Origin of the sequence: Microbacterium sp. BK668, assembly GCF_004362195.1 — a bacterium.
Lineage (GTDB): Bacteria > Actinomycetota > Actinomycetes > Actinomycetales > Microbacteriaceae > Microbacterium.
On the sequence record NZ_SNWG01000001.1, the window covers coordinates 2,330,887 to 2,353,854 of the forward strand.

At 71.1% G+C, this 22,968-nt stretch carries 24 protein-coding genes and 1 tRNA gene; 13 read left to right on the forward strand and 12 right to left on the reverse strand.

Features of this window, described 5'->3' with window-relative positions; all coding sequences use genetic code 11:
- Positions 1-41 precede the first annotated feature (41 nt).
- Complete coding sequence (locus EV279_RS10350; protein ID WP_133543201.1) at positions 42-485, reverse strand: hypothetical protein; 444 nt, start codon at positions 483-485, stop codon at positions 42-44.
- Between the two features lie 176 nt (positions 486-661).
- Positions 662-979 (reverse strand): hypothetical protein, encoded by a 318-nt coding sequence (locus EV279_RS10355; RefSeq protein WP_133543204.1) that lies wholly within the window; start codon positions 977-979, stop codon positions 662-664.
- 203 nt (positions 980-1,182) lie between these two features.
- On the opposite strand from EV279_RS10355, the gene ggt reads away from it, so the two are divergent.
- Positions 1,183-3,015: a gamma-glutamyltransferase gene (ggt, locus tag EV279_RS10360; protein ID WP_133543206.1), complete on the forward strand. Its 1,833-nt coding sequence runs from the start codon at positions 1,183-1,185 to the stop codon at positions 3,013-3,015.
- An 8-nt stretch (positions 3,016-3,023) separates the two neighbouring features.
- On the opposite strand, the gene EV279_RS10365 is transcribed toward ggt, so the two are convergent.
- The 4 genes from EV279_RS10365 to EV279_RS10380 all read right to left on the reverse strand — a co-directional run bounded on the left by EV279_RS10365 (position 3,024) and on the right by EV279_RS10380 (position 7,418).
- A complete protein-coding gene (locus EV279_RS10365) occupies positions 3,024-4,352 on the reverse strand; it encodes an NAD(P)/FAD-dependent oxidoreductase (RefSeq protein WP_133543208.1) in 1,329 nt (442 codons plus the stop codon).
- Between the two features lie 96 nt (positions 4,353-4,448).
- A complete protein-coding gene (locus EV279_RS10370; protein ID WP_133543210.1) occupies positions 4,449-4,991 on the reverse strand; it encodes a YaeQ family protein in 543 nt (180 codons plus the stop codon).
- Between the two features lie 11 nt (positions 4,992-5,002).
- The gene (locus EV279_RS10375; RefSeq protein ID WP_133543212.1) at positions 5,003-6,340 is read right to left on the reverse strand and encodes an MFS transporter; all 1,338 of its coding nucleotides are present in this window, start codon (positions 6,338-6,340) and stop codon (positions 5,003-5,005) included.
- 109 nt (positions 6,341-6,449) lie between these two features.
- Positions 6,450-7,418, reverse strand: a complete 969-nt coding sequence (locus tag EV279_RS10380; protein WP_133543214.1) for a squalene cyclase — start codon at positions 7,416-7,418, stop codon at positions 6,450-6,452.
- 134 nt (positions 7,419-7,552) lie between these two features.
- On the opposite strand from EV279_RS10380, the gene EV279_RS10385 reads away from it, so the two are divergent.
- Both EV279_RS10385 and EV279_RS10390 read left to right on the forward strand, forming a co-directional pair.
- Positions 7,553-8,059, forward strand: a complete 507-nt coding sequence (locus EV279_RS10385; RefSeq protein WP_133543216.1) for an SRPBCC family protein — start codon at positions 7,553-7,555, stop codon at positions 8,057-8,059.
- Positions 8,056-9,552 (forward strand): NAD(P)/FAD-dependent oxidoreductase, encoded by a 1,497-nt coding sequence (locus EV279_RS10390; RefSeq protein WP_133543218.1) that lies wholly within the window; start codon positions 8,056-8,058, stop codon positions 9,550-9,552. Before EV279_RS10385 ends, EV279_RS10390 begins: the two co-directional genes overlap by 4 nt.
- 9 nt (positions 9,553-9,561) lie before the next feature.
- Here the strand turns inward: EV279_RS10390 and EV279_RS10395 are convergent, their stop codons facing one another.
- The 4 genes from EV279_RS10395 to EV279_RS10410 form a co-directional block, all read right to left on the reverse strand.
- On the reverse strand, positions 9,562-9,846 hold the full coding sequence (locus tag EV279_RS10395; RefSeq protein WP_243728531.1) for a hypothetical protein: 285 nt from the start codon (positions 9,844-9,846) through the stop codon (positions 9,562-9,564).
- Positions 9,847-9,899: 53 nt separating this feature from the next.
- Positions 9,900-10,202 carry a hypothetical protein gene (locus EV279_RS10400; protein ID WP_133543220.1) on the reverse strand — a complete coding sequence of 101 codons (303 nt, stop codon included), beginning with the start codon at positions 10,200-10,202 and terminating at the stop codon, positions 9,900-9,902.
- A 96-nt stretch (positions 10,203-10,298) separates the two neighbouring features.
- Positions 10,299-10,481, reverse strand: coding sequence for a hypothetical protein (locus tag EV279_RS10405; RefSeq protein ID WP_133543222.1), 183 nt, complete (start codon positions 10,479-10,481; stop codon positions 10,299-10,301).
- Positions 10,478-11,323, reverse strand: a complete 846-nt coding sequence (locus tag EV279_RS10410; RefSeq protein WP_133543224.1) for an inositol monophosphatase family protein — start codon at positions 11,321-11,323, stop codon at positions 10,478-10,480. Before EV279_RS10410 ends, EV279_RS10405 begins: the two co-directional genes overlap by 4 nt.
- 95 nt (positions 11,324-11,418) lie before the next feature.
- On the opposite strand from EV279_RS10410, the gene EV279_RS10415 reads away from it, so the two are divergent.
- Positions 11,419-11,491 (forward strand) — tRNA-Lys (locus tag EV279_RS10415).
- A 135-nt stretch (positions 11,492-11,626) separates the two neighbouring features.
- Here EV279_RS10415 and EV279_RS10420 read toward each other — a convergent pair.
- Entirely contained in the window at positions 11,627-13,063 is a 1,437-nt protein-coding gene (locus EV279_RS10420) for an MFS transporter (RefSeq protein ID WP_166644503.1), read from the reverse strand.
- 236 nt (positions 13,064-13,299) lie between these two features.
- On the opposite strand from EV279_RS10420, the gene EV279_RS10425 reads away from it, so the two are divergent.
- Genes EV279_RS10425 through EV279_RS10465 form a run of 9 tightly spaced genes read left to right on the forward strand, consistent with a single transcriptional unit; the run spans position 13,300 to position 21,968 of the window.
- Entirely contained in the window at positions 13,300-14,505 is a 1,206-nt protein-coding gene (locus EV279_RS10425) for a substrate-binding domain-containing protein (RefSeq protein WP_133543228.1), read from the forward strand.
- A 22-nt stretch (positions 14,506-14,527) separates the two neighbouring features.
- Positions 14,528-15,307, forward strand: a complete 780-nt coding sequence (locus tag EV279_RS10430; protein ID WP_133543230.1) for an ABC transporter ATP-binding protein — start codon at positions 14,528-14,530, stop codon at positions 15,305-15,307.
- On the forward strand, positions 15,307-16,089 hold the full coding sequence (locus EV279_RS10435; RefSeq protein WP_133543232.1) for an ABC transporter ATP-binding protein: 783 nt from the start codon (positions 15,307-15,309) through the stop codon (positions 16,087-16,089). The genes EV279_RS10430 and EV279_RS10435 overlap by 1 nt, the downstream gene beginning before the upstream one ends.
- Positions 16,086-16,961 carry a branched-chain amino acid ABC transporter permease gene (locus EV279_RS10440; protein ID WP_133543234.1) on the forward strand — a complete coding sequence of 292 codons (876 nt, stop codon included), beginning with the start codon at positions 16,086-16,088 and terminating at the stop codon, positions 16,959-16,961. Before EV279_RS10435 ends, EV279_RS10440 begins: the two co-directional genes overlap by 4 nt.
- Positions 16,958-18,079 carry a branched-chain amino acid ABC transporter permease gene (locus tag EV279_RS10445; protein ID WP_133543236.1) on the forward strand — a complete coding sequence of 374 codons (1,122 nt, stop codon included), beginning with the start codon at positions 16,958-16,960 and terminating at the stop codon, positions 18,077-18,079. The genes EV279_RS10440 and EV279_RS10445 overlap by 4 nt, the downstream gene beginning before the upstream one ends.
- Positions 18,076-19,641 carry an AMP-binding protein gene (locus tag EV279_RS10450; protein ID WP_133543238.1) on the forward strand — a complete coding sequence of 522 codons (1,566 nt, stop codon included), beginning with the start codon at positions 18,076-18,078 and terminating at the stop codon, positions 19,639-19,641. Before EV279_RS10445 ends, EV279_RS10450 begins: the two co-directional genes overlap by 4 nt.
- On the forward strand, positions 19,625-20,311 hold the full coding sequence (locus EV279_RS10455; RefSeq protein WP_133543240.1) for a TetR/AcrR family transcriptional regulator: 687 nt from the start codon (positions 19,625-19,627) through the stop codon (positions 20,309-20,311). The genes EV279_RS10450 and EV279_RS10455 overlap by 17 nt, the downstream gene beginning before the upstream one ends.
- Positions 20,308-21,060 (forward strand): 3-hydroxybutyrate dehydrogenase, encoded by a 753-nt coding sequence (locus tag EV279_RS10460; protein WP_133543242.1) that lies wholly within the window; start codon positions 20,308-20,310, stop codon positions 21,058-21,060. The genes EV279_RS10455 and EV279_RS10460 overlap by 4 nt, the downstream gene beginning before the upstream one ends.
- Positions 21,057-21,968, forward strand: a complete 912-nt coding sequence (locus EV279_RS10465) for an alpha/beta hydrolase (protein WP_133543244.1) — start codon at positions 21,057-21,059, stop codon at positions 21,966-21,968. The genes EV279_RS10460 and EV279_RS10465 overlap by 4 nt, the downstream gene beginning before the upstream one ends.
- 177 nt (positions 21,969-22,145) lie before the next feature.
- Here EV279_RS10465 and EV279_RS10470 read toward each other — a convergent pair whose 3' ends face one another.
- The gene (locus EV279_RS10470) at positions 22,146-22,937 is read right to left on the reverse strand and encodes an IclR family transcriptional regulator (protein ID WP_133543246.1); all 792 of its coding nucleotides are present in this window, start codon (positions 22,935-22,937) and stop codon (positions 22,146-22,148) included.
- Positions 22,938-22,968 lie beyond the last annotated feature (31 nt).

Below are 22,968 nucleotides of genomic sequence, written 5' to 3' on the forward strand. Positions count from 1 at the left end.
CCGGGGCGCGGTGCCGTGCCCCGCGTGGCGGGCGGGCCGCATCATCGCCCGACTCCGCGGAGCACGCAGCGCATCCCGGCGGCGGGCGTGAGGTCGGCGCGGATCTCCCACTCGACGCTCTCGCCTGCGGGCAGGTCGACGGTCGTGTCACCCGTACCCAGCACCGTCGCCTGGTCCGTCGTGAAGAAGACGGTGATGGTGTAGGCGGTGTCTCCTCCGGCGGGGTTCTGAGCGGTGCCCGATGCCCTCCAGCCTTCGCCGGCCTGCTCGCAGGCGCTGATCTCGACGTTCCCCCGCAGTTCAGGGATGTTCGGCACGTCGGTGGGGACGTTCGCATCCGGCTGGATCCCTCCCGCCGGGGCCGGTGTCGCGGTGGCGGAGGGGGCTGCCGAGGACGAGGGAGCGGCGCATCCGGCGAACAGGACGGGCGCGAGCACGAGCGCGCCGAGGACCGGCACGACGCGCCGGCGGGAGACCGTTCGCAAGCGAACTGCGGATACCCCGGATGTCGCCGTCGCGCTTCGGATTCGTCCGAGCACGGACGCCTCCCCCTACTCGCTCCCCCAGAGCTGCAGGTGCCGCACCGTCATGAAGCCCGGTGGACCCGCTCACCGTAGCGGCGCGTCGAGTGAGCGGTCAAGTGCAAAGGGGGGGAGCGCGATCACCTGCCGAGGACGTCAGAGTCCTCCTCCAGCTCGAGCGTCGCCAGAACGGCAAGCAGCAGGGCCCCCAACCCGATGATCGCAAGCCCAGCCATCAGCCAGTTCACACCGCCGGGTACCCAGGACAACCCCTGCGTCTGCACTCCGATGATGCTCATCGCCAGCCCCACCAGAGCTGCGGCGACGACCACGAGCGTCGCCCGCCTGAACCACTTCCGCCTGCGCAGGTCCAGATGCAGTGACCGCTGTTCCAAGACCACGGTGATCAACACAAGGGGATACACCGCGGCTAACACAGCGCATGTGTCCTGCGACATGGCGAAACTCTATCGTCGGACACCGCCCTCGCCGCTCGAACGCGGATTCAGCGGGCAGCACTCGGACGCGGACCGGGAGACTCCAAGACGAGGAAGCAGCCCTCGAGAGACGATTCCCTTTCGGGAGCGCCCCATTGCCGCGTGGCACACCTGCGGCTACGGTGAGGGCGTCGACCCTCGCCACCCAGGTCCGGGGGTTTGTCATGCACAGTTCCACTCGCCGTCCCGCCCGCGCTGTCGTGAGCCTCGCGCTCAGCGCCATCGTCGCGGTCGCGACGATCGCGGTCTCCACGCCCGCGTCCGGTGCGGTCACGACCGTTGAGGCGGGCAGGCCCGCGCCGCCGAGTCCGTCGGTCTCGACGGGTTACGGCGGAGCCGTGGCATCCGTCGACGCGGAAGCGAGCGCCGCGGGGCTCGAAGTCCTGCGCAAGGGCGGGAACGCCGCCGACGCGGCGGTGGCCACCGCCGCCGTCCTCGGCGTCACGGAGCCGTACAGCGCGGGCATCGGCGGCGGCGGGTACTTCGTCTACTTCGATGCCGCGACGGGAGAGGTGTCCACGCTCGACGGACGGGAGACCGCGCCGGCCGGCATGACCGAGACGTCGTTCATCAACGGAGCGACGGGTCTGCCGTACGCCTTCGCGGATGCCGTATCGTCCGGGCTCGCGGTGGGGGTGCCCGGGACGCTCGCCACGTGGGAGGCGGCGCTCGACCGATTCGGCACCGAGTCGCTCAAGGACATGCTCAAGCCGGCGATCCTCGTCGCGACGCGGGGCTTCCGCGTGGATCAGACCTTCGTAGATCAGACGGCGGCGAACCAGGCGCGATTCGCTCAGTTCTCCGCGACGGCCGACCTCTTCCTCCCCGGGGGCGCACCGCCCGCGGTCGGATCGACCTTCAAGAATCCGGACCTCGCGAAGACGCTCCGCGAGATCGCCCTGCGCGGCACCGGCGCCTTCTACGACGGCGCGATCGCCGACGAGATCGCGAAGACGGTCCAGCGTCCGCCCACGGCTCCCGGTGCCGTGCTTCCGGCATATCCCGGCACGATGACGGCCGCCGACATCGCCGACTACTCGGTTCTCGAGCAGGAGCCGACCCACGTGGAGTATCACGGGCTCGACGTGTTCGGCATGGCGCCCTCTTCGTCGGGCGGAACGACCGTCGGCGAGTCGCTGAACATCCTCGAGAACTTCGAGCTCTCCGCGGCGGACACCGCGCGAAGCCTCCACTTGTACCTCGAGGCGACCGCTCACGCGTTCGCCGACCGCGGCGCCTACGTCGGCGACCCGGCATATGTCGACGTGCCCACCGAGACGCTTCTCAGCCAGGAGTTCGCCGACGCGCGTGCCTGCGTCATCGACCCCGATCAAGCCGCGCCGAAGCCGGTGGACCCCGCCCCGCTCGATGCGGCGGGCTGCGCCGCAGCGGCGGCTGCGCAGGCGCCGGACACCGAGAACATCTCCACCACGCACCTCTCCGTGGTCGACAAGTGGGGCAACGCCGTGGCCTACACCCTCACGATCGAGCAGACCGGCGGCTCGGGCATCACGGTGCCCGGCCGCGGGTTCCTGCTCAACAACGAGCTCACGGACTTCAACTTCGCCCCCGCAAGCCCTCTCCGTCCCGACCCGAACCTCCCCGCTGCGGGCAAGCGGCCGCGCTCGTCGATGTCGCCGACGATCGTGCTCGACGGGGGCGACGTCCGCTACGTGGTGGGGTCGCCGGGCGGTTCGATGATCATCACGACGGTGACGCAGGTGCTCGTCAACCGGATCGACCTCGGGATGACGCTCGCGCAGGCCGTCGCGGCGCCGCGCGCGTCGCAGCGGAACACCGCTGCCGTCGCGGCCGAGCCCGCCTTCCTCGCGGCCTACGAGACCCAGCTCGCGCCGTTCGGCCATCGGTTCACCACGACGGCCGAGATCGGGGCGGTCGCGGCGATCGAGGTGGGGGAGGACGGCCTGCTGACCGCCGTCGCCGAGCCCGTCCGAAGGGGCGGCGGAACGGGTCTCGTCGTGCAGCCGGCGAAGTAGCGGGCGACTCAGCCCGCCGACCAGACATCTTCGATCGGGAGGTCTCGTCCCAGGAGGTTCGACGCGGCCCGGTGCCCGGAGAAGAGCGCCGCGGGCACCGTGGCCGGGTCGTCCGTCCAGGTCGCCTCGCCGGCAAGGTGCAGCACGCCTCCGAGAGGCGTCGCGAGCGCGTCGTGGTCCGAGGTGGTCGACCCGACGGTCATGTACGCGTAGGAACCGTACGAGTAGGGGTCGTCCTGCCAGTCGGAGACGAGCACGTGCGACGGGTCGGGGATGCCGTCGCCGTAGAGGCGTCGCAGCTGCGCCATGACCGATCCGGCGATGCGCTCCTCGTCCCAGTTGCGCGTCTGGTGGGCCGCCGGTCCCGCCGCGAAGGTCAGGAGGGTGGGCTCGCCGTGCAGGGAAGTGAGGTCGTACCAGGAGTGCCACCACCGGCCCTCCGGGCCCTGCTGCCGGAAGGCGTAGACCCCCTCGTCCCAGAATCGCTCGGGGAATCGCAGCACCACCTTCTCGAACGCGTTCATGCGCAGGCGGCTGAGGGCGCCGGCGACCGGCTCGGGAAGCGGCGGGTCGATCACGAACTCCGCCGACTGCAGCACACCGACCGGGACCGTGACGACTCCGGCCCGCGCCGTGAAGACGCCGTAGTCGGTCGACGCCGCCACGCCCTCCGCAGTCCACGTCAGCCGATCCACCTCGTGCTTCAGCCGCACATCCAGCCCCTCGGCGAGGCGGGCGGGCAGGCGGTCGTAGCCGTCGGGGAAGACCACCTCGTCGCCCTCGATCGAGTCGTCATCGAGACCGTGAGCGGCGAGGTCCTCGATCCAGGCGCCGTACTGCTCCTCAGACCGATGTTCGAGGTACTCCCGCACGCGCTGGGTGCGCTCGTCGTCCCAGCCCTGGGCGACGAGAGCCGCCTCGGTCACATCGCGGTACGAGGCATCCGGAGCCGACTCCGCGACGACCCCCAGCAGCGTCGCGTCGACCGCCCGGATGTCCTCGACGAAAGCCCGGGTCGCGCTGTCCGCCAGGCGACGGCCGTCCGGAGCGAAGTAGGCGATGGGCCTGCTGTCCGGCTGGTACCCCCCGACCGTGAACTCCATCGTCGGCATGCCGAAGGCCTCGGCCGCGGCGGCGACCGGGCTGTCGGTGATGCCGTGGATCCACGACGCTCCCATGTCGGTCACATGCCCCTCGTGGCGGACGGTCCAGATCCGCCCTCCCACGCGGTCGCGCGCCTCGAGCACGACGACCCGCTGCCCATACCGCGTCAGCAGCCGGGCGGCGGTGAGGCCGGCGACGCCGGCACCGACGACGATCGTGTCGAACTGCTCCATCGCGACGCTCCTCACGGGCGCGCTTCGCCCGTCCTCCGACGCTACCCGGCCGACAGGGCACGAGAGTCCCGGCGCGACGGAGCATGTCCGGTCCGCTCAGCTCTGCGCTGAGCGCTCGTGGATGCCGGTCTCGAAGGTCGAGCCGTTCAGGTCGAGGTACAGGCGGCGCTCCGTGATCGACACGGTCATCGTGTTCCGGCGCTCGAGCCGGGCCGTCGCGGCATCGAAGAACCCGGGGTCGAAGCTGTACAGGCGGACCTCGTCGGCCCGGAGGATCTTCTTCCCCGCCCACGGCGCCGCCACCTTCGCCGGGTCGCGATGGGTGTACACCGCGACCCGCTCGGCCTGGAGGCTGCCGGCATGCAGGCGCGCGGCATCCGGAGCGCCGACCTCGATCCAGGCGACCAGCCTCCCCGTCAGGTCCCGCACGAAGACGGCAGGCTCATCCGCGGCCGAGACGCCTTCGCTGAAGGCGATGCCCTCCTCGAACTCGAGGCAGTACGCGAGCACGCGCGTCAGCATGAACGCATCGGTCTCGGACGGATGCCGCGCGACGCGCAGTGCGAGCTCCTCGTAGACGCTCCGATCGACGTCGGCAAGCTGCACCGTGAACGTGTGGACCGTCGCCCCGATCGCCATAGGGTCCGAGCCTAGCGGCGGCGGTGGGGGAAGTTGTGGACGCCGCCGATGTGCCGCACCGTGCGCGCGCGCTCGACGACGATCGCGATCGATCCGATGACCCACAGGGGGAACTGAGTCGCGAACGCCAGGCGGAACGCGTCGAGCGAGTACGTGTCCGGGGTGCCGGCGCCCTGCAGATCGAGCGCGAGGCCGATCAGCAGGATCGCGATGAGCGCGGCGAGGAAGCCGCCGCCGTTGACGATCCCGGTCGCCGTGCTCAGACGGTGGCTCGGGTTGAAGGTGCGGGCGTGGTCGAAGGCGATCATCGACGCGGGCCCGCCCGTCGCGAGCGCGAACATGAGGACCACGAGCAGCCACACCGGCGCAGGCCCCGGCCAGAGGATGACCGCGAGCCACACGAGCGCCTGGAAGGCGACGGTCGGCAGGACGAGCCAGCGGGAGCGCCTCGTGGGATGGCGGCTCGACAGGGCGCCGATGATCGGACCGGAGACGATCCCGAAGATCACGAGCGAGGTCATGACGAGGGAGGCGGCGGCCGGACTCAGGCCCTCGCCCGCCGTGAGGAAGGGGAAGCCCCACAGCAGCATGAAGGCCGTACCGGCGAAGGGCGTGGTGAAGTGCGACCAGAAGCCCAGCCTGGTTGCGGGGTGTCCCCACGACTCCCGGAAGCCCTCCCGCAGATCCGCCGACGATGTGACGACACGGACCGCTCCCGTGTCGGTGTTGACCGACATGTCGACCGGGTCGGACTCGCGCTCGGGCGGGCGGTTGCGGATGACGGCGTATGTCAGGATGCCGAAGAGAACCGCGAGCCCGGCGAGACTGCCGAAGGCCACGCTCCACGACGTCGCGTGCAGGAGGGCGGCGAGCGGGATCACCGCGACGATCTGGCCGAGCTGGCCGATGATCCCGGTCAGCTGCACGAGCACCGGCGCCCGCTGATCCGGGAACCACGTGGCGATGACCCGGAGCACGCTCGGGAACACGGCGGCATCCCCGGCCCCGATCAGGACGCGGGCGAGAATGCCGATGCCGACGACGTCGGCGAAGGCCATGACGCCTTGGCCCACCGCCATGAGGACCATGCCTGTCGCGATGATCGGGCGCGCGCCGAACTTGTCGAGCAGCAGGCCGACCGGGATCTGCATGGCGCCGTACACCGCGAGCTGGATGACCGCGAACATCGAGAGAGCCGACGCGTCGGCATCGAAGCGCACCTGGGCGTCGACACCGACCGACGAGAGCGACGTGCGGTTGACGATCGCGACCACGTAGGCGAGGACCCCGATCGTCCACACGGTCCACGTGCGCCAGCCGGGCGCGTCGAGGGTGGGCGTGCGCGACAAACCGGATCCTGTCCGTCGGTGGGGAAGAACGGATGCCGAGACCCGGCGTCCTCTTCCAGGCTAACCCCGGCGGCGGCGGGCCTCGGTCGGCGTCATCGGCCGCCGGGCGTCAGTGCGCGGCATCCCACCAATCGAGCACGCGCGTCCCGACCAGGGTGAGCCACTTCGAGGGCTGCCCCTCGGGCACGTCGACATCGAACCAGGTGCGACCGGCGAGCGGAGTCGTCTGCAGCCACGTGCCGTCCGGCTGGCGCGCTGCCCGCACGACGTCGATCGCCTCGGTCACGCGGGAGTCGGGCGGAGTTCCCTCGAGCAGCGACACGTCCCGGAAGTGGTCGAGGGCGGCGAGCACGCTGTACCGGTGCCGGTTCGGATAGACGAAGCGCGTCGCGAACTCGCCCACGAGCTCGCCCGTCGACGCGCGGTACATCAGCCGGCGGGTGAGGAGGTACTCCTCACCGCCCTGACGCGCCGCGCGCATCGACGTGTCGCCCGTCATCCGCTCGTACGCGAGCATGCCGCGGCACGCGTTGAGGGTCGAGTGAAAGGACGATCTCACCGAGTCCCCCTCCTCGGCCTCGCAGTTCCAGCCGCCGTCGGCCAGCCGGTGCTCGGGGAACCAGGCGACGAGCCGCGAGACGTCCGCGCCGAGCCACGCGCCGCTCGCGAGCGTATAGGAGTTGATGCACACGTCGACCTCGCCGCCCCAGTACGGCAGATCGTCGTACTCCCATCGGCTGTTCGCGGCGAGCTTCTCGGCGGTGCCCTCCAGCCGTGCCGCGTCGACACCCCACTCCCTGAGATCCTTCAGCGACCACGTCGTCGCCACCCATGGCTGGCCCGGCAGGTCGCGCTCGGGGCTGTCGAAGAAGCCGGCGGGGAAGAACGCGCCGCCCGCCCACTGGCCGTCGGCACCCTGCAGCGAGAGGAGCTCCGCTCCGAAGCCCTCTTCGGCGACGCGGGCTCGCGTTGCCTCCCACGTCGCGGGGGGCGCGCCGGCGAGATCGCGCTCGACCTGCCACCTCAGCGCCGGGTCGGAGTCGAGGAGCCAGTCGAGCACGGGTCGATCGAGGGTCATGCGGGCACGCTACCCACTTCTCCCGACATCGGGCGAGGACTGGATCACATCCCTCCCGAGCGCGCAACCGCTTCGGTCGAAGCATCCGTTCGTCCTAACGTCGCAGGAGAGGACCGGATCAGCGAGGGGCCACCATGTCGCGAAACGTCAGGGAGCTGAACTGCACGCCCGAGGAGGTCTTCCGCGTGCTGGAGGACGGATGGCTCTATCCGTCCTGGGTGGTCGGGGCGTCCCGGATGCGCGAGGTGGGGGACGACTGGCCGCGGACCGGATCGGCGCTGCACCACTCGTTCGGGGTCTGGCCTGTCCTCATCGACGACGCGACCATCGTCGAGGAATGGACGCCGCCGCGGAAGGTGGTGATGCGCGCGCGCGGCTGGCCGATCGGCGAGGCCCGGGTGACACTCGACGTGAAGGACCGCGGGCGGGGGTGTGTCGTGAGGATCCAAGAGGAGGCGGTGTCGGGACCCGGACGGTTCGTCCCCCATGCCGTCCTCGACGTCGCGCTGCGCTGGCGGAACGCCGAGACGCTTCATCGCCTGGCCTACCTCGCAGAGGGGAGGGCCGCGGCCCCGACGGGATTCACGACGGCGGAGCGGGAGCTCGCCGCGTCAGGGCAGGACGAGGAGGTCACCTCGTGAGCGACGGCGGTGCCGGGGACGCCCAACTGGACGCGGTGGTCGTGGGAGCCGGGCCGAACGGACTCGCCGCCGCGGTGACGCTCGCGCGCGCAGGACTGAAGGTGCGCGTCTACGAACGAGCCGACCACGCGGGCGGCGGCGCCGCGACACGCGAGCTGACCCTTCCGGGCTTCCTGCACGACGTGTGCTCGGCCGTGCACCCGCTCGCCTTCGAGTCGCGGTTCTTCCGGGAGTTCGCCCTCGCCCGGCGCGTCCCGTTCGCGACTCCCGAGCTCTCCTTCGCCCAGCCGCTCGAGCGCGGACGTGCCGCGCTGGCGTATCGCGATCTCGCGCGCACCCGCGACGAGCTCGGCGTGGACGGTCGCGCGTACGAAAAGCTGATGAGGCCTCTCGTCGACCACGCGGATCGGGTGGCGGCGTTCACCGGCGCGTCGCTCCTGCGCGTGCCCTCGGCCGTCCGCACGCCTGTGGAGTTCGGACTCCGCGCGCTGGAACAGGGGAGCGCGGCCTGGAACGCGCGCTTCCGCGAGGAGGCCGCTCCCGCCCTGCTCACGGGGGTGGCGGCGCACACGATCCTGCCGCAGCCCAGTCTCGCGGCGGCGGCCGCGGGACTCGCGCTCGGAACGTACGCCCACGCGCGCGGCTGGCCCATCCCGATCGGCGGGAGCCAGAAGATCATCGACGCGATGCTCGACGACCTCCGGGCGCACGGGGGCGAGCTGGTCCTCGATCAGGAGATCGCGAGCCTCGACGAGCTGCCGAGGGTCCGGGCGACGATGATGGACGTCACCCCGCGCGCCCTCATCAGGATCGCGCGCGAGCGGATGCCGGCGGCCTATCGCCGTTCGCTCGAGACGTTCCGGTACGGCGGCGCCGTCGCGAAGGTCGACTTCGCGCTGCGGGAGCCCGTGCCGTGGGCCGATGCCGAGGTGCGGCGGGCGGGGACGGTGCACGTCGGCGGAACGCGCGACGAGGTGGCGTATTCCGAGAACGAGGTGAACGCCGGACGACTCCCGGAGCGTCCCTACGTCCTGGTGTCGCAGCCGACCCTCTTCGACCCGAGCCGCGCGCCGGACGGTCAGCACACGCTGTGGACGTACACGCATGTGCCCGCCGGAAGCACGGCCGATCGGCAGGAGGCGGTCATCCGGCAGATCGAGCGGTTCGCACCCGGCTTCCGGGACACGATCCTCGCGACGCATTCACGCACGGCGGTGGAGGTCGAGCGGCACAACCCGAACTATCCGGGAGGCGACATCGCCGCCGGCGCCCCATCCTTCTGGCAGCTCATCCGACGGCCGGTGCTCAGCACCGACCCCTGGCGGACGCCGATGCGGGGAGTGTATCTCGCCTCGGCATCCGTCGCTCCCGGCCCGGGCGTCCACGGGCTCGCCGGGTGGTTCGCGGCGCTCAGCGCCCTGCGGCACGAGTTCGGCACGCGCACGCTCCCCGACCTCTCGCCCGAGCGGTGGCAGCTCGCAGCGACCGAGTGATGCGCCGGGTCAGGACCGGCCGGGAAGATTCAGGTCGTCGGGGTCGACCTCGACATCGCCGACGTCGTCCGGGCCGCCGGTTCCGGGCGTCACGAGCACCTGGTCGGGATCGATGTCCTCGTCGAGCGAGTCGGGAAGAGGATCCGCCTGCTTGGCCTGGGTCTCGGTCTCGCTCGCGGGGCTGTAGGTCTCGTCTTTGCGGACGGCGTCGCTCTCGGACAGTCCGGAGCCCGCGGGCGGCGAGGCGGGCTCGTCCCGGCCCGACAGGATGCGGTTCTTCTCGTGGTCGCTCATAGCCCGAGGCTAGGCACCGCCCACCACGTGGCGGATCCCCTTGACAGCGATGCTCAGCTCTGCGGCCACTCCACCAGGAGGATGCCCTGCTTGGTGTCGGCGTACTTCACCCAGCCGTCTCCGAAGAGGTAGGTGAGCCCGTACCCCTCTTCATCCACCGACACGGCGGTGTCGGGGTTCTCGGTGACATAGACGCCCTCCGGCGAGTCCTCCCGGCGCCAGCCCTGGCCGACGAGCTCGGACTCGGCCGACTCGGCGAGGTCTTCCGAGATGGGCGCCCAGCCGAAGATCTGGACCTGGTCGCTCGCCGTGGAGAAGTCGCCCCAGATGCACTGAACCCCGTCCGGGATCTCCACGCTGCCGACGAGGAACTGATCGGACAGGGAGGTCCAGCCGAGCGATTCGAAGTCATCGACCGTGGCCGGCGAGATGATGGTCTCGCAGGTGGGCTCCTAGATCTCGATCTCGGCAGAGGCGGAGGCCTCGGGCTCCGGTGCGGGCGTCGAGGGCTCGACCTCGACGGTCTCGGCGGGGGTGGGCCCGGAGTCGGTCGATGCCGGTGCGCACGCGGCCAGAAGGGCCGCGGTCGCAGTGACGGCGACGGTCGTGAGGATCCGGGTCAGAGGTCGGGTCATGGGGAGGTCTCCGAAGGGGCGGGGGAATGGAGGAGGTCGAGGAACGTGCGATGGAGCAGCCCGTTGGTCGCGACGACGGACCGTGCGCTGATCGTGTCCTCGCCGTCGAACGAGGTCACCCGGCCGCCGGCCTCGGTGATGATCGCGACGTGCGACGCGATGTCGTACTCCTTGACGTCGAACTCGCCGACGAACTCGAGGCGCCCCTCGGCGAGGAGCATGTACGGCCACGCGTCGCCATAGCCGCGGTCTCGCCACACCGATGCCGTCAGCCGCTCGAGGGCCTCCAGCTCGCCGGCGTCGCGCCACTGCCCGATGCTCTGGAAGCTCACGCTCGCCTCGACGAGGGAGTCGATTCGCGAGACCGAGAGCCGACGGGCGCCGCCCTCGGGGGTGTTCGTCCAGGCACCGAGCCCGGTCGCCGCCCACCAGCGCCGTCCGATCGAGGGCTGGCTGACCACGCCCACGCGGGGCACGCCGTCGACGCTCAGCGCGATGAGGGTCGACCACATCGGGATGCCCTTGAGGTAGTTCGCGGTGCCGTCGATCGGATCGAGGATCCACTGGCGCGACGTGCTCCCGGCGGAGCCGAACTCCTCGCCGAAGATGCCGTCGCCCGGGCGCTCCGCCTCGATGAGGTCGCGCATGATGCGCTCCGTCGCGAGGTCGGCCTCGGTGACGTGCGAGGAGTCGGCCTTCACCCGCACGTCGAGGTCGGGGGCGTCGAAGCGCTCCATCGAGGTGCTGTCGGCAGCATCCGCGAGCCGCAGCGCGAACGCGAGATCGGAGGTGAGATCCCCTTCGAAGGGCGCGCCGAAGGGCGTCGTGGAGGAGGGGGTCACGCGATCAAGGATACGTGGCTGGGGGATGCCTCGATTTCCGTGTCGCGCGATCGTGATGGTAACGTTGACCCTCGGTTCGCCAGGCGGCGGACTGCGCGCCTCTAGCTCAATCGGCAGAGCAACTGACTCTTAATCAGTGGGTTCAGGGTTCAAGTCCCTGGGGGCGCACCGAAGACAGATGGCCCCGCTCCGCGGGGCCTTCTCTCGTCTGTGGGCTCCGCCGCGCGCGAGCCCGATGCAGGGGGTCGCCGCGAGCGAGCCCGATGCAGGGCGGGGTGGCCGAGCCCGATGCTGGGGCGGAGTTCAGCCGCCGTCCGTGGCGTCCGCAGCGGTGCGCCCCGGCGTGAAGACCCGACGCACGCGGGGGAACGTCGCCGCGGCGACGACGATCGCGAGGGCCGCGCAGGCAGCCGCGGCGAGGTGCGCGCCGCTCGAGCCGGCCTCCGCGGCGGCGAGAGCGCCGGCGCCGGCCTCGATCGCGGCCGCGCGCCGCATCGCATCCACCGCACCGAACACGGCGATGCCGATCGCTCCGCCGATCTGGGCTGTGGACGAGGCCAGCCCCGAACTCACTCCCGCATTCCGTGCCGCCATGCCATCGGCGATGACGAGGGTGGTGGGCGTGAAGCTGAAGGCGACGCCGGTCGCCGCTACGAGCAGCGCCGGGAGCACCCGCCATGCGTAGTGTGAGCCCGTGTCGACGGCGGCGAAGAGGACGTGGGCGAGCACGAGGAGCGCCAGACCCAGGATCGTGACCCACTCCGGTCCGAGACGCGCGAGGAGCCGTGGCAGGAGCAGCGTGCTGACGAGGAACCCCGCCAGGGACGTCGGGAGCATCGCGAGCCCGGCCGCGGCGGGATCGAACAGCAGCACCTGCTGGATGAGAAGCGCCACGAGGACGAAGCACGCGATGCGCGCCGCTCCGCCGAGCATGTTCACGACGATGCCGCCGGCCACGCGCGGCTCTCGCAGCGCCGACGGGGGCAGGACCGGGTCGACTGCCCGGCGCTCGACGAGGACGACCCCGAACCCTCCGACCACGGCGACCGCGCCCGCGAGCACGAGGCCGGGCGATGCGGGCCCGTACGAAGCCGCGCTCAGCACGCCGTAGACGATGGCGACGGCGGTCGCCGTGAGCAGGGCGGCGCCCAGCGCGTCGAACCGGCGGCGCGTGCCGCCGGCATCCGCCGAAAGGAGGAACCACCCCGCCACGCCGACGGCGGCGGCTGCGGCAGCCGTGACGAACATGACGCTCTGCCAGCCGAACCCCGCGGTCAGCACCCCGCCGACGGTCACGCCGGCGGCGCCCCCCGCCGTGGACGCCGCGCCCCACCAGCTCATCGTCCGCGCCCGCTCGGCTCCCGCGAAGCGCGCGAGGATGATCGACATGGCCGCGGGACTCAGCATCGCCGCCCCCGCGCCCTGGATGAGCCGCGCGATGACGAGGATGGTCTCGGTCGTGGCACACCCGCCCAGGACCGAGCCCGCCACGAGCGTCGTCGCGCCGGCGAGGAAGAGACGGCGTCGTCCGAAGACGTCGGCGGCGCGGCCCGACACGAGCAGCAGTCCGCCGAACGCGAGGTAGTAGGCGTTGAGCACCCACGCCGTGCCCACGGCGGTGAGCCCGAGAGTCGCCGCGATCGACGGAAGCGCGACGTTGAGGACGCTGGTGTCGAGCATGACGACGAACTGCGCCGCGACCAGCGTCGAGATGAGAGCGAAGCTGCGACTCCCGGGCATGGGCGATGGCCTCCACGACGATCCGAACCCCGGACACGATACCCAGCCCTCCACCGTCCGGTTCGGCTGCAGCGGCATGCCGGCCCGGGGATGCTCGCGTCGCCTCCCCCCGGAACGGCTTCACGTCCGATCGCCTCCGACTTGCGACCTGCCGCTACATTTCCTATCTTTCTAGTACCTGAATCGGCTTTCAGGTAGACAGCACCCACTCCCTTCCGATGGTGAAAGGCACTCACATGCGGGTTACGAAGAAGTTGCTCCTGGGGTCCATGGCCGCGTCGGCCGCGCTCGTGCTCGCGGCCTGCGCCCCGACCGCGGGAGCCGGCGGGGATCCCGCCGCCTCCGGCGATGCCGGTCCCTCCGAGGTGACGGTCGGCATCGTCACGAGCGAGACGGGTCCGCTCGCCGGATACGGAAAGCAGTACCTCGATGCCTTCAAGGCCGGGCTCGACTACGCGACCGACGGGTCGAACGAGGTCGACGGCACGACGATCACCGTGGAGTACCGCGACGATGCGGGCGACGCCGACAAGGCCGTCACGGCGGTCAAGGAGCTCATCGGCTCCGGCGTCAGCATCATCGCGGGAACGGCTTCCTCGGGCGTCGCCCTCGCCGTCGCCGAGCAGGCCGAGCAGAACAAGGTGCTCTACATCTCCGGCCCCGCCGCGGCCGACGCGATCACCGGCATCAACGACTACACCTTCCGGTCCGGTCGCCAGAGCGCGCAGGACGTTGCGACGGCCGGCACGTTCCTCGACGAGCTCGAGGGTAGGACGGTCACCGTCTTCGCACAGAACAACGCCTTCGGCACGGGCAACGAGGCCGCCGTCAAGGCCATCCTCGGGGCGCAGGGGGCGACCGTGAACTCCGTGCTCGTCCCGGAGGACGCGACCGAGTTCACGCCCTTCGCGCAGCAGGTGCTCGCAGGAAACCCCGACCTCGTGTTCGTCGCGTGGGCCGGGGCCACCTCCGGAGCGATGTGGCAGGCGATGAGCCAGCAGGGAGTGCTCGACGCGATCCCGGTCGTCACCGGTCTCGGCGACTCCGCGACCTTCAGCGCGTACGGCGAGGCGTCCGAGAAGATCAGCTTCCTCAACCACTACTTCCCGGGAGGCCCCGACAACGCGGTGAACGACGCGATGATCGAGGCGATCGAGGCCCAGGGCGGAACACCCGACCTCTTCAGCCCGGACGGCTTCAACGCGGCGATCATGATCGTCCAGGCCGTCGCAGAGGGCAAGGGCGACGTCGACGCGATGATCGCGGCCCTCGAGGGCTTCGAGTTCGACGGCCCCAAGGGCACGATGACCGTCCGCGCGAGCGACCACGCCCTCGTCCAGGAGATGTACCAGGTCAAGCTCGTCGCCGACGGCGGCGGCTTCACGCCGGAGCTCGTCGACACGGTCGCGGCCGACGACGTCGCTCCCGCCGAAGCGCAGTGACCGGGCGGAGCTTCCGGCCATCATGAACGCATCCCACCCGTCCGCGTCGCGCGGATCCGCGCTCCGGGTCGAAGGACTCGGACTGCAGATCGGCGGGGCGACGATCCTCGAGGACGTCGACCTCGACATCCCCGCCGGCTCAGTGGTCGGTGTCATCGGACCGAACGGCGCCGGCAAGACCACCCTCTTCAACGTGATCTCCGGCCTCGTCCGGCCCACGGCCGGCCGCATCGTCCTCGACGACCGCGACATCACCTCGGTGGCGGTCCCCGCGCGGGCGCGGGCGGGACTGGGGCGCACCTTCCAGACCTCGAGCCTCTTCCCGAAGCTCACCGTGCTCGAGAACGTGCGCCTGGCAGCACAGGTCTCGATCGGCGGGGACTACTCGCTCTTCCGCTTCCCACGGAGGACGGATGCCGCGACCCGCCTCGCGCTCGGCAAGCTCGACGCGGTGGGGCTCGCCCACAAGGCGGACTCCCTCGCCGGCGACATCTCGCACGGCGACAAGCGCAAGCTCGAGATCGCGGTGCTCCTGGCGACGGAGGCGAGCCTCGTCCTCCTCGACGAGCCCATGGCGGGCGTCGCCTCCGGCGATGTCGCCGGGCTCGTCGAGAGCATCCGTGTCATGCAGCGCGAGAAGGGCTGCACGGTCCTCATGGTCGAGCACCACATCGACGTGCTGATGGGCCTCGTCGACAAGGTGGCCGTCATGTACTTCGGCACGATCATCGCGTTCGACACCCCGCAGAACGTCATGGCGAATCCGACCGTGCAGAGCGCGTACCTCGGGACCGCCGCGTGATGGACGACGCTGAACGTGCGGCGGCGGGATCGCCGCCCGCACCCCCGATCCTGGAGGTGTCGAACCTGCGCTGCTCGATCGGCGGTCAGCAGGTCGTCGAGGACGTCTCCTTCTCCGTGCCGGCGACGGGCATCACCGCCGTCCTCGGCCGCAACGGCGCCGGCAAGACCTCGACGATCCGCGGCATCCTGGGCCTCATCTCCCGCCGCGGCGAGGTGCGCCTCGCGGGCGACCGGATCGACGGGCTGCCCACGTACCGGGTCGTGCGTCGCGGAGTCGGCTACGTCCCCGAGGACCGCGAGGTCTTCTCGAAGCTCACGGTCGCCGAGAACCTCGCCCTCGCCGAGCGCCAGCGCAATCCGCGCCGAGAGCTGGTGGAGGCGCTCTTCCCCGACCTGGTGGCCCGGCGCGACCAGGCCGCCGGCACACTGTCCGGCGGGCAGCAGCAGATGGTGTCGGTGGCCCGGGCCCTGCTGAACGACAACCGGATCCTCCTCGTGGACGAGCCGACGAAGGGCCTCGCCCCGAAGATCGTGACCGAGGTAGCCGACGCGCTCGCGGAGGCGTCGAAGACCGTGCCGATCCTCCTCGTCGAGCAGAACCTCGACGTGGTGCGGCGGCTTGCGGCGGATGCGATCGTCATCGGCGGCGGCCGGGTCGTCCACACCGGCTCGGCGGAAGCGATCCTCGACGACGAAGACCTCACCCGTCGCCTGTTGGGGGTGCACGTCGACGAGGCTGTCTCCGGTGATGCGCGGACAGACCGGAGGCAGACGACGTGAGCACTCTCGTCCTGACCCTGATCACCGGCGTCGGTCTCGGCGCCCTCTACTTCCTCGTCGCGAGCGGGCTGAGCCTCATCTACGGACTCATGCACGTGCTCAATTTCGCCCACGGGGCGTTCCTGACCCTCAGCGCCTTCCTCGGGTGGGTCGTGGCCCAGGCGCTCGGCACCGACTCATGGTGGTCGTTCCTCGCGTCGATCGCGGTCGGCGCGATCGTCGGCGCCGCCTTCGCCACGCTCACCGAGCTCGTGCTCATCCGGCCGCTCTACGAACGGCACATCGAGCAGGTCCTCGTGACGGTCGGCCTCTCGTTCGCCGCCGTCGCCCTCTTCGAGGGGATCTGGGGAACCGACCCCATCACCGTCTCGGGCCCGAGCTGGCTCAAGCAGACGACCGACGTCCTCGGAGCGCGCATCCCCAATACCTACTGGGTGCTCATGATCGCGGCGGCCCTCGTGCTGCTGGCCCTCGTGCTGTTCCTGCAGAAGACGCGCTACGGCATGGTCATCCGGGCGGGGGTCGAGAACCGCTCGATGGTCACGGCGCTCGGCATCGACGTCCGCCGGTCGTTCACCGTCGTCTTCGCGATCGGCGGGGCGGCGGCCGGGATCGGAGGCGTCCTCGCGATGCACTACTCCACGTTCGTCTCGGCGCACCTCGGATCGACGCTGCTCATCTTCGCGTTCATCGTGACCGTCGTCGGAGGGCTCGGGTCGCTGACGGGTGCGGCCGTGGCATCCGTCCTCGTCGCGGTCCTGCAGCAGTTCGCGAACTTCTACCTCGGCGGAACCGGCGACTTCATCGTCGTCATCCTCCTCGCGGTCGTGCTGCTGGTGCGTCCGTCCGGACTCCTGGGGAGGAAGGCATGACCGCCGTCCGCCGCTTCGTGCCCGCGATGGTGGGCGCCGCGCTGATCGTCTTCATGGCGATCCTGCCCTTGCTCAACCTCTCGCTCCCCGGCATCCTCCCGACGCCGACGTACCTGCCGGGCACTCTCGCGCTGCTGTCGCTGTGCATGGTGTTCGCCGCGCTCGCGCTGTCGTACAACCTGCTGCTCGGAAGCGGGGGGATGCTGTCCTTCGGCCACGCCCTCTACTTCGGCGCGGGCGCCTACGGCCTCGGCATCGCGCTCGAGCACTTCGGAGTGCCGCTGTGGCCGGGCGTCTTCATCGCGCTCCTGGGCGGCATGGTCATCGCGCTGGCGACGGGCGCGGTCGCGATGCGCGTCTCCGGCATCCCGTTCGCGATGGTGACCCTCGCCTTCGCGCAGGCGGGGTCGGTGCTCGTGCGACGCAACTCCGAGGTGACGGGCGGCGAGGAGGGGCTCAGCCTCGACACCGATCAGGTTCCCGACATGCTCGTGGGGGTCGTCAACACCCGCAACCTGTACTGGTTCGCCCTCGCCGTGCTCGTCGTCGTCTATCTCGTGACGCTGTGGGTCGACACCTCCCGGCTCGGGCACCTCGTGCGAGCCACGCGCGAGAACGAGCAGCGCGTGCGCGTGCTCGGGCTCCAGCCCTACCGCGCCAAGCTGATCGTGTTCGTGATCGCTGCCGTGCTCGCGAGCCTCGCCGGCGTCGCGTACATGCTGCTGCAGTCGGGCACGGTCCCGCGTGCCGTATCGGCAGACCTCACGATCACCATCCTCGTCATGGTCGTGCTCGGTGGCGTCGGATTCCGGTGGGGTGCCATTGTGGGCGGTGTGCTCTACACGCTGCTCGATCAGCGGCTGACCGTGCTCGCCGGGTCGGAGGCGATCGCCGGCCTGCCCGGCGTGCTGCGCATCCCGCTGTCGGAGCCGCTGTTCCTGCTCGGAGTCCTGTTCATCCTCGTCGTCATGTTCCTGCCGGGGGGGATCGCCGGGACGATCGACGCGTGGGTGCGCCGCCGGCGCGGCGAGCGTGCGCGTGTCGCACTGCGCGGCATCGACGACGCCGAGTCCCAGGCCGAGACCCGCGCGGACTCCGACCGCGAGGTGCGCGTATGAGCTGGGAGACCCTGCTCGCCGACGAACCGCACACGATCGGCCGGTGGCTGACCGACCGTGCGGAGCAGTCGCCTGCGCGCATCGCGATCGACGACCGCGGCGTGACGACGGACTACGCGACTCTGGCCGCGCGTGCCGCCGGCCTCGCCGACGGTCTGCGCCAAGCGGGCTTCGGTCCCGGACAGCGCCTCGCCACGGTGACGGGCAACTCGACGGACCACGTCGTCGTGCTCTTCGCGTGCGCCCTCGCCGGCGTCGCGCTCGTGCCGCTGTCGTGGCGGCTGACGCCGCGCGAGCTCGCCGACCTGCTCGAGCGGGCCGATCCGGCGCTCCTGCTCGTCGAGGACGAGTACTGCACCCTCGCTTCCGAGGCCCTGCGCGGGATCCCCATCCCGCCGCCGACGGCGGCCCTCGGCAGCGCCGGGGTCGAAGCGGCCGTTCCGCCCGCGCGGGAACCCGTCGTCGCACGTCACGTCCGCGACGACGACCCGCTTCTGGTCGTCTTCACGTCGGGCAGCGAGGCGGCGCCGAAGGGCGTCGTGCTCACGCACGCGAACTGCTTCTGGACCAACCTCGCGCTGGCGCGTGCGCTGCCGCTCGTCCAGGACGACGTCGTCCTCGCGATGCTGCCGCAGTTCCACATCGCCGCATGGAACTGCCAGCCGCTGCTGGCCTGGTGGGTGGGAGCCGCCGTCGTGCTCGAGCGCTCGTTCCAGCCGTCCCGCGCCCTGCAGCTGATCCGCGAGCGGCGCGTGACGGCGATGATGGGCGTCCCCACCCAGTACGCGCTGCTCGCAGGGGAGCGGGAGTGGGCGCGGGCCGACGTCTCGAGCCTCCGGTTGGCGCTCGTCGGCGGAGCCACCATGCCGGTCGAACTGCAGAAGGAGTGGAGCGGGCGCGGTGTTCCGCTCACGCAGGGGTACGGACTCACCGAGGCCGCGCCGAACGTGCTGTACCTTCCCGCCGCGGAAGCCGCGACGCATCCCGGCTCGGTCGGTCGCCCGTATCCGCATGTCTCGGTCGGCGTCGTCGATCCGGTCTCCGAGCTCCCGCTCGAGGGCGAGGCGACGGGCGAGCTCTGGGTGCGCGGTCCGAGCGTGTTCGCGGGGTACCTGCGGGATCCGGATGCCTCGTCCCGCGCGATGTCGGGGGAGTGGCTGCGCACCGGCGATCTCGTTCACCGCGGCCCCGACGGGATGTTCCGCATCGTCGACCGCCTGAAGGACATCTTCATCTCTGGCGGAGAGAACGTCGCACCGGCCGAGGTGGAGCACGCGCTGCTGCTGCACCCGCTCATCGACGCGGCCGCCGTCGTGGGCGTGCCCGACCCGGTGTGGGGAGAGCGCGGCGTCGCCTTCGTCGTTCGGGCGCCGGGCGCGCTCCTTTCCGAGGACGAGGTCCTCGCGCACGCCCGCCGCAATCTGGCGGCGTTCAAGGTTCCCGTACGCGTGGAGTTCGTCGAGACGCTGCCGCGGTCGACGATCGAGAAGCTCGCCCGGTCGCGCCTGCGCGAACGGGCGCTGCACCTGGGGGAAGGAGGGGGACATGCGCGTCCCCGGTGAACTGGTCGACGACACAGCCGAGCTCGTCTCGTCAGCGACGGGCCGGCCGCTGACCAAACGCGGCGAGGCGACCCGCCGCCGATTGCTCGAGGCCGCCGAGGCGGTGTTCGCGGAGCAGGGGTACCACGAGGCATCCATCGTGAAGATCACCGAGCGCGCGGGCATCGGGCTCGGCACGTTCTATCTCTATTTCGACAGCAAGCGGACGATCTTCGAGGCGCTCGTCATCGACCTCAACCGGCGCGTCCGGCACTCGATGTCGGAGGCGATGTCCGGCGCGTCGACGCGGCTCGAGGCGGAGCGCGCCGGGTTCGCGGGCTTCTTCCGCTTCACCGCCGAGCACCCCGCGCTCTACCGTGTCGTGCGCGAGGCCGAGTTCGTCTCGCCCGAGACGCTGCGCCTGCATTACACGCGGATCGTCGAGGGCTACGAGGCGGGTCTGCGCGCGGCGCAGCACGCGGGAGATGTCGATCCCCGCCTGGATCCCGAGGTCGCCGCGTGGGCGCTCATGGGCATGGGCGAGCTCATCGGCATGCGGTTCCTGCTGTGGGAGCGGGATGCCGCGGGCCGGCCCCCGGCGGAACTCGACCCGGCCGTCTTCGATGCGATGGCCCGGTTCATCGCCAATGCACTCGCGCCGCGCGGCGCGGAGAAGGGGGATCCGTCGTGACGGAGCAGGATCTGACGGGGAAGCGCGCGGTCGTGACGGGCGGTGCGAGCGGGATCGGCCTGGCGTGCGCCCGCGAGTTCGCGAGCAGGGGGGCGCACGTCGTGATCGCCGACCGCGATCGGGAGGCCGCCGAGGCCGCGGCATCCGACGTGGGCGGGGAGGCGTGGGTCGTCGACCTCGCCGACACGGCGGCGCTGGAGACCCTCGCTCTCGATGCCGACATCCTCGTCAACAACGCCGGCATCCAGAAGGTCGCACCGATCCACGAGTACGAGCCGGAGACCTTCCGGTTGATCCTGCGGCTCATGCTCGAGTCGCCTTTCCTCCTCATCCGTGCGGCTCTGCCGACCATGTACGAGCGAGGCTGGGGCCGCGTCATCAACATCTCGAGCGCGCACGGGCTTCGTGCGAGCGCCTTCAAGTCCGCCTATGTCTCGGCCAAGCACGGGCTGGAGGGTCTGTCGAAGGTCACCGCGCTCGAGGGCGCACCGCACGGCGTCACCAGCAACTGCATCAATCCGGCCTACGTGCGGACCCCCCTCGTCGAGCAGCAGATCGCCGATCAGGCACAGCTCCACGGCATCCCCGAGTCCGAGGTCGTCGAGAAGATCATGCTGACCGAGACCGCGGTGAAGCGCCTCGTGGAGGCGGACGAGGTCGCGTCGCTCGCAGGCTGGCTCGCCTCCGACAAGGCCGGCATGGTGACGGGCGCCTCGTACACGATCGACGGCGGGTGGACGGCCCGATGACCGGGCACGACTACCGGGCGATCGACGTGCCGGTCTCGGGCGGCTCGCTGAGGGTAGGGGTGTGGGAACCGGAAGAGGATGCCGGGGCCTCCGTGCTCGTCGTGCACGGCGTGACGGCCTCGCATCTGGCCTGGCCTTTCGTCGTCGAGCGCCTCCCGGGCGTGCGCGTCATCGCGCCCGACCTTCGCGGGCGCGGCAGGAGCAACGAGCTCGAGGGGCCCGCCGGGATGGCCGCGCACGCCGCGGATCTCGCCGCCGTGCTCGACCGCCTCGGCATCGAGCGGATCGTCGTGGTCGGCCACTCGATGGGCGCCTTCGTGTCGGTCGTGTTCGCGCACCTGCACCCCGGCCATGTCGCACGACTCGTGCTGATCGACGGGGGGCTGCCGCTCGACGTCCCGGCGGGACTCCCGCCCGACGAGCTCGTCTCGCGCATCCTCGGACCGACCGCCGCGCGCCTCTCGATGCGTTTCGCCGACGCAGGGGAGTACCGCGGCTTCTGGCGCGAGCACCCCGCCTTCCACACGGACTGGACCCCCGAGCTCGAGCGCTACATCGAGTACGACCTCGTGCCCGAGGGCGACGCCTTCCGTCCGGCGACGAGCTACCGGACCACCGTCGAGGACACGATCGACATGAACACGGGCACGGCGCTGCCGGACGCGCTCGCAAGGCTGCGGCATCCCGCGCTCCTGATCACTGCGCCGCGCGGGCTTCTGAATGAGCCGCCGGGGCTGTATCCGCCGGCGTATCTCGCCCGGCTGCTGCCCGCCCACCCGGGGGTCGATCACGTGCGGGTCCACGACCGCAACCACTACACGATCGTGATGTCGGAGCGGGGGGCGGATGCTGTCGCCCCGCTCATCCGGCGCGAACTCGCCGCCGCCGAGACGGTGCCGATCGAGTAGCCGGCGGCGCTCGCCGGCTCGGCGTCGTGAGGGAGCGTCCGGTTCGAGGCGGGTGTGCGGGCGGAGGAGATTCGGCGAGCGCAGGCCGAATCGGCGGCTTGAGGCATCCGCTGCTCGGTTCTCCTCCCCTCCTCGAGCGGACGGGAGGAGGGGACGGCCTCGAACCCGCGAGGAACGTCAGCGCGCCGTCGCCGCGACCCGCGTCGTCAGCTGGTGCGCGTGGGCCAGCAGCGTCCGTCCGAGCTCGGCGATGCGGTCGGGGCCGAACCGGAACTCCACGCCCGTGAGGCTCAGCGCCCACTGCGGATGCCCCTCCCGCGTGAAGACCGCCGCGCCGAGGCCGTACGACCCCTCCACGATGAGGCCCGGATTCAGCGCGTAGCCTCTCGCCTTCGTCTCGCGGAGCCGGGCCCGCAGCCGCGCCTCGGCGTGTGCGGCGCCCCACCGGGTGCCGAGCTCCGGGTGCCGCTCGAAGTACGCGTCCACATCGTGGGGTGGGAGGAAGGCCAGGATCGCCAATCCCGCGGAGGCGACCCCGAGCGGGAACCGGACGCCCTCCGACAGGACGAAGGAGCGGATGGGAAAGCTCCCCTCCTCGCGCAGCAGGCACACCGTCTCGTCGCCGCGCCGCACGGACAGGAACGCGCTCTCCTCCGTCCGCACGGCGAGCGAGCGCACGATGTCTCGCGCGATCGAGGTGATGTCGTAGCGCGCAGCCGCGACCGTCCCCATGAGATAGAGCTCGGGCCCCGGCATCCATCGTCCCGTCCGCTCATCCTGGTCGACGAGGCCCTCGTGGCGCAGCGCCGTGAGCAGGCGGTGCGCCGTCGGGCGCGTGAGCTCGGCCCTGCGGGCGAGCTCCGCGACGGCGAGGCCATCGTCGCCGGCCGCGGTCACGAGGCGGAGGACGCGCGCCGCCCGGGCGACCGACTGGGCGCCGGGCACCGCGCGGTTCGTCGTCGCGTCCACGATATGGACACTACGGTGCGCGGCATCCACA